Origin of the sequence: Pelagibius sp. (genome assembly GCF_028281305.1) — a bacterium.
GTDB lineage: Bacteria > Pseudomonadota > Alphaproteobacteria > Kiloniellales > Kiloniellaceae > Pelagibius.
In genome coordinates this window covers 1-5,317 of record NZ_JANQKD010000069.1, presented here as the reverse complement: position 1 = coordinate 5,317, position 5,317 = coordinate 1, and the positions used below count along the sequence as shown (strand labels likewise).

The window sequence follows — 5,317 nt, the reverse complement described above, 5'->3', positions numbered from 1 at the left end:
GCGGGCCGCCGGCCACCGACCCGCTCCGACCGGGCCGGCGCCGATGTCTCCCGCGAGGGCGTGCAGCGCGACCTGCTGCCGCTGATCGAGGGTACCACCGTGGCCACCAAGCACGGCGCGGTGCGCACCGACCACATCCTGTTCATCGCCTCCGGCGCCTTTCATATGGCCAAGCCCGCCGACATGCTGGCCGAGCTGCAGGGGCGCCTGCCGATCCGGGTGGAGCTGGACGCGCTCACCCGCGACGACTTCAAGCGCATCCTGACCGAGCCTGAGAACAGTCTGATCCGCCAGTACAAGGCCCTGATGGACACGGAAGGGGTGACCCTGGATTTCACCGAGGACTCCATCGACGCCCTGGCCGACCTCTCCGCCGAGATCAATTCCTCGGTGGAGAACATCGGCGCCCGGCGGCTGCACACGGTCCTGGAAAAACTGCTGGAGGAGATCTCCTTCACCGCCACAGACCGCAGCGGCGAGACCATCACCATCGACGCCGAACTGGTGCAAAGCCGCGTCGGCGAACTCTCCAAGAACGCCGACCTGTCGAAGTTCATTCTTTAAGAAGCCGCTGCGATCCCCTTCTGGGAATTCTCCAAGACTTCCTGCCGCGCGTCTTCCGTGTCCAATACGAAGGCGAAAGCGAGCTGACCATTCTTTGTCAGTTGTACGATTAGCTTTGGGTCTTCCACCATGAAGACCTCTTTTCCGTCGGTCACCATGAACCGTCGTACGATCGCTTCTTCCGGCGTCAATCCCCTCAGTTCCTTCTGAGCATCAAGCATCGACTGCTTGAGCCGGGCCACTGGCACACCTGCGGACAAAATCCTGTTAATTGCGCGCAGAAGGACCACGTCCCAAAACGAGAAGAGCCGCGGACGTCCTCTTCCAGGGGCTGAGCGTAGGGACGGCACCAAAATCTTCTGCCGACACAAGTAGTCGACCATCATGTGATTTTCGAAGCCTGATAAGCGAGCTGCTTCTCGGCAAGTAAACTTCTGAATTTCAGTCATTAATAAATATAGTTCAGCACTGAACTCTTAATAAATAGAAAAAGCAAGCACAACATCTTGCGGATTAACTTCTCGTTAACCCGAATTGTAGTGACTCAAAGAATATATTGTGGTAGCTAGTAGATTGAGCACAGTATACGGCTCAAGAAGGCGGATGCCCACCTCAGCCGATCAGCTATTAGGTGGGCATCCATTCCTAAACCTGTACGGCATAGGAGGAAAAACCATGCCTTATCAGTATCCCTTCCGCAACGCCGATGAGAAGCTGAAACGAAGCGTTTGGCAGAAAGGCCGGCCGATTGACGGTTATGACCCCAAAGTCTGGCGGCGCGATGCGTGCAATCACGCGATGCGTTACGCCGACCACGGGGACACGTCATCGAACTTCGGTTGGGAGATCGACCATATCAAGCCCACCTCCGAAGGGGGTTCGGATGATTTGGATAATCTTCAGCCGCTCTACTGGGAAAACAACCGCCGCAAGGGCGACACCTATCCCTGGTATTGCGAAAACGCGGCCTGACAGGCCAGACACTTCGCTGACTAAAACGAAAAATTTCTGGCTGGGTGCGGGTCAAGTGGGGCTCGCACCCGATTTCTTTCAGATACGGGAGCTTCCCTCACGGCAGCCGCAGTTCGAACTCTTCGTCGATGGCCGGCGGGTTGGCCTGCCAGGCGGAGTGGTCGGCGTGGATCTGGCGGTCGCGCATCTGGCCGATCAGCATCATGTCGATGGCCTCGCCGTCCGCCGCCAGCGGCATGAAGATGCGGGCGATGGTGCGCGGCCCGGTGATCTCCGCATAGTTATAGCGGGTGCGGCTGTAGAGCGCCCCGGGCCCGGCCGCACCGCGGCTGAACAGGGCGGTGATGTGGTCGCGGTAGGGACCTTCCGGCACCGCCTCGTGCAGGAGCTGCCCGGTAGGGTCGATGCCGAAGGCGACGTCGGTGCCGACGAGGCGCAGGCGGAACTGCAGGCCCCCGCCAGATTCCCCGGCAGCCCCACCGTCCAGCACGTCGGTCAGCATGACGAAGGGCAAGACGGTCGGGATCTCCGAGGGCAGGATGTCCGCGCGGGCGGGCCAGGGCCGGCCGCCGCGCTTGGCGGTCCAATAGTCGTACAACTGGCGCAGCGGCAGCTCCGTGATCTCGGCGCTCGGCCTGCTGCCGTTCAAGGCCCGGCCCCGCTTTCGGCGTCTTCGCTTTGGCCGGGGCCCTCCCGGGCGGCACCCTCCGGATCGACGATCCCCAGCAGGCGCTCCAGGTCGGTACCGTCCAGCTCGCCGATGCGCTGCGCCAGCAAGTTGGCCAGCAGGGTCGCCTTGGGATCGAGCCCGGCGGTGTCCACGGCGATGCGCGGATGGGAAAGGTCGGCCAGGCGCTGCAGTTCCTCGGCATCGTCCCAGATGATGCCGAGATACTGGCAGACCCGGTGGACGAAGCGCCGGCTGGGCTTGCCGCGGCGGCCGTGTTCCATGGCCGAGAGATAGGCGGGGGAGACCTGCAGGCCGGCCGCCATGTCCTTCAGCGCCAGCTTGCGCCCGGCCCGGATGGCCCGCAGCTTTTCGCCGAAGGGCGTCACGAGGCCCCCGGCTCCCCGTCCGTCTCCTCATAGAGGCCGTGCTTTCTGTGCCAGTCGGCCAGGGAGTCGTCGGGGTAGCCGGCATAGCAGTCGGCGCGGTCGGCATCCGGCGGCAGCTGCACCCAGCCCGGCTTGAACTCCAACATGATGCAGACGCTCTCCGGCGCCGCCGGCAGCGGTGTGTCGATGGCCGAGGCGAAGGGGTGCAGCAGCTCCGGCCAACGCGGGTCGAAGACATAGAGGGCGGAGCCGCAGTGCTTGCAGAAGTGCCGGCGCGCCGGGCTGACCTCCTCAGGGTCGCGCCCGCTGCCCTTAGCCTGATAGACGGTGATGTGTTCCTCGCCGTCAACGCTGAGGCTCGCGGCCTCGCCGGAGAGGTTGATGGCATAACCGCCGCCTCCCGCCGTCTTGCGGCAGATCGAGCAGTAGCAGCGCATGTAAGGCACCGCGGCCCGTGAGGATACCGAAAAGCGCACGGCGCCGCAGTGGCAGGATCCTTCGAGGTGCGGCACACTTGCTCCCTTGAGTCCCCGGAAAATAACCGGATCGGAGTTTAGCGGTTTTTGCCGTGGAAGGCGATTCCTGCTTGGCCCCGATCAGCGCCTCTTGCGCAGCAGCACGTAGAGCGCGCCGGTGCCGCCGTGTTTCTGCTGGGCGTAGTCGAAGGAGAGCACGCGGGCGCGGTTCGGCGCCTCGTTCAGCCAGCGCGGCACCGCGGCGCGCAGGACCCCGCCCTGGTCCTTGTGGACGCCCTTGCCGGTGACCACGAGAACGCAGCGTTTGCCCTCGGCCTGACAGTCGGCGAGGAAGCGCTCCAGGCGGCGATGGGCCTCGCTTTGGCGCAAGCCATGGAGGTCGAGGGTCGCCTCGATGGGCAGCTTGCCACGCCGGAATCGGTCGGCCTTGCGGCGGTCGAGGCCGTCTCGGCTGCCGTGGGTGAGCGCCGCCTCCGGCCGGCGGGTCGAACCCGACGCCGCGGATGTCTGCGGCTGTGCCCTGGGTCTGGAAGGGCCTGCGACCGGTCCCGCAGCTTCCTTGCGCAGGCTCGGCTGTCCATCGTCGCTAAGCAGGTCGTCTGCCCGGGAGCGTAGCTTGTCGCGGCCGCTGAGTGGCGCGGCCTGCTCGGCGACGTGGCGCCAGAGGCGGCGGTCTTCCGGCGAGAGGCCGGAAGGGGGCGCTTTGCGTTTACCGGTCATGGCTGCCCGCCGGATCGTCAGTCCGCGGCCGCCGGCTGCTCCGCGTCCTCGATCAGAAGGACGTGGAGGCGGCGCGGCCCATGGGCGCCCAGCAGGATCGTCTGCTCGATATCGCCGGTACGCGAGGGCCCGGTGATCATGTTCACCGCCCGGGGCATGGCCCCGCTGCCGAAACGCGCGCGCAGGCGGGTCCAGGCTTCCTCATAGGCCCCGACAACATCGGAAGCCCGCAGCACCACGATGTGGTTCTCCGGCAGGAAGTTCAGGGTTATCGGCGCCTCGGGTCCGGAAGCCATCACGAGGGTTCCGGTCTCGGCGATGCCGGCGAAGGCACCGGTTACGGCGGTGGGGTCGGTTTCCTGGGCACTGCCCTCGGCCACCTCCAACAGCGGCTGGCTGTCCCAGGGCAGGGCGCGGAGATCGTCCCGCGGAGCCAGGCGCAGACGCGGCGGCAGGTTCTCGCTCTTCAGATAGTCGGCGACGGCCTGCGGCACCTCGGCGGCATCGTCGAGACGCGCAACGGTGGCCGAAAGCTCGGTCAGCATTTCTTCCAGGAGGTCGAGCTGCGCAGCGTGGCCGCGCTGGCCGCGCGCCGGAATCAAACCGGCCTGGGGCTGTGCCAGGCGCTCCTCCAGCAGACGGCGCTCCTCGGGTGCGGGCTGCTCGCGCTTCAGGGAGCGGCGCAGGGCTGCCATGATCTGTCCCTTGCTGCCGTTGGCGCGCGCCTCGCTCATGATCCCGCCCTGCCGTTGTGCCGCTCTGCCCAGAGCTGCTGGAAGGTCTTTCCTTCCGGGGCCGGAAAGTCGCGGTGCCTGGTCCAGCCGCCGGCAAAGGGCAGAGCGTTGAAGCGGCCCTGGGCGCGACCCAAGGCACCGAGCACCCGCATCTTGAGGCCGAGCAGCCGGTGATAGAGCTCCGGCCGCCGTGCGAAGAAGGCCCAGAAGGCGAGCCCGAAGCGCACCGCCTTGGGGCTGAGATGGCGTTCGAACTCGCGTTCGCGCCAGTGGCGCATCATGCGCGGCAGCGGGATGCGCATGGGGCAGACCGACTCGCAGCGCCCGCAAAAGGTGGAGGCGTTGGGCAGATGCCCCGCCTCGTCGACGCCGATCAGGCTGGGGGTCAGCACCGCGCCCATGGGCCCGGGATAGACCCAGCCGTAGGCGTGGCCGCCGACGGCGTGATAGACCGGACAGTGGTTCATGCAGGCGCCGCAGCGGATACAGCGCAGCATGTCCTGAAACTCGCCGCCCAGCATCTGGCTGCGCCCGTTGTCCAGCAGGATCACGTGGTACTGCTCCGGCCCGTCGAGGTCTTCGGGCCGGCGCGGCCCCGTCGAAAACGTGGTGTAGGCGGAGAACTCCTGGCCGGTGGCCGAACGCGCCAGGACGCGGAGGATCGTCGTGGCGTCCTCCAGGTTGGGAACCACCTTTTCCAGGCTGGCGATGACGATGTGGACCTTCGGCAGGCACTGGGTGAGATCGCCGTTGCCCTCGTTGGTGACGATGATCGAAGTGCCGGTCTCCGCCACC

Annotated in this window: 9 protein-coding genes; 2 read left to right on the top strand and 7 right to left on the bottom strand. The window is 65.9% G+C overall.

All coding sequences use genetic code 11. The features are described from left to right. On the top strand, positions 1 to 564 hold a 564-nt coding region (locus Q0982_RS13905), incomplete at its 5' end, for an AAA family ATPase (RefSeq protein WP_299396544.1). On the opposite strand, the gene Q0982_RS13900 is transcribed toward Q0982_RS13905, so the two are convergent. Then, positions 561 to 1,013, bottom strand: coding sequence for a MerR family transcriptional regulator (locus tag Q0982_RS13900; protein ID WP_299396543.1), 453 nt, complete (start codon positions 1,011 to 1,013; stop codon positions 561 to 563). The two genes, Q0982_RS13905 and Q0982_RS13900, sit on opposite strands and share 4 nt — an antisense overlap. Before the next feature lie 226 nt (positions 1,014 to 1,239). On the opposite strand from Q0982_RS13900, the gene Q0982_RS13895 reads away from it, so the two are divergent. Then, positions 1,240 to 1,536, top strand: coding sequence for an HNH endonuclease signature motif containing protein (locus Q0982_RS13895; RefSeq protein ID WP_299396541.1), 297 nt, complete (start codon positions 1,240 to 1,242; stop codon positions 1,534 to 1,536). A gap of 97 nt (positions 1,537 to 1,633) precedes the next feature. Here the strand turns inward: Q0982_RS13895 and Q0982_RS13890 are convergent, their stop codons facing one another. From Q0982_RS13890 to Q0982_RS13865, 6 genes are all read right to left on the bottom strand, one after another. Then, on the bottom strand, positions 1,634 to 2,185 hold the full coding sequence (locus tag Q0982_RS13890; RefSeq protein ID WP_299396540.1) for a PAS domain-containing protein: 552 nt from the start codon (positions 2,183 to 2,185) through the stop codon (positions 1,634 to 1,636). Continuing rightward, positions 2,182 to 2,592: a helix-turn-helix domain-containing protein gene (locus Q0982_RS13885; protein WP_299396538.1), complete on the bottom strand. Its 411-nt coding sequence runs from the start codon at positions 2,590 to 2,592 to the stop codon at positions 2,182 to 2,184. Before Q0982_RS13885 ends, Q0982_RS13890 begins: the two co-directional genes overlap by 4 nt. Next, complete coding sequence (locus Q0982_RS13880) at positions 2,589 to 3,104, bottom strand: GFA family protein (protein WP_299396536.1); 516 nt, start codon at positions 3,102 to 3,104, stop codon at positions 2,589 to 2,591. The genes Q0982_RS13885 and Q0982_RS13880 overlap by 4 nt, the downstream gene beginning before the upstream one ends. A gap of 84 nt (positions 3,105 to 3,188) precedes the next feature. Continuing rightward, positions 3,189 to 3,788 (bottom strand): Smr/MutS family protein, encoded by a 600-nt coding sequence (locus Q0982_RS13875; RefSeq protein ID WP_299396535.1) that lies wholly within the window; start codon positions 3,786 to 3,788, stop codon positions 3,189 to 3,191. A 17-nt stretch (positions 3,789 to 3,805) separates the two neighbouring features. After that, positions 3,806 to 4,522: a lactate utilization protein gene (locus Q0982_RS13870; protein ID WP_299396533.1), complete on the bottom strand. Its 717-nt coding sequence runs from the start codon at positions 4,520 to 4,522 to the stop codon at positions 3,806 to 3,808. Beyond that, a partial coding sequence (locus tag Q0982_RS13865) for an LUD domain-containing protein (protein ID WP_299396532.1) occupies positions 4,519 to 5,317 on the bottom strand: 799 nt, incomplete at its 5' end. The genes Q0982_RS13865 and Q0982_RS13870, both read right to left, overlap by 4 nt.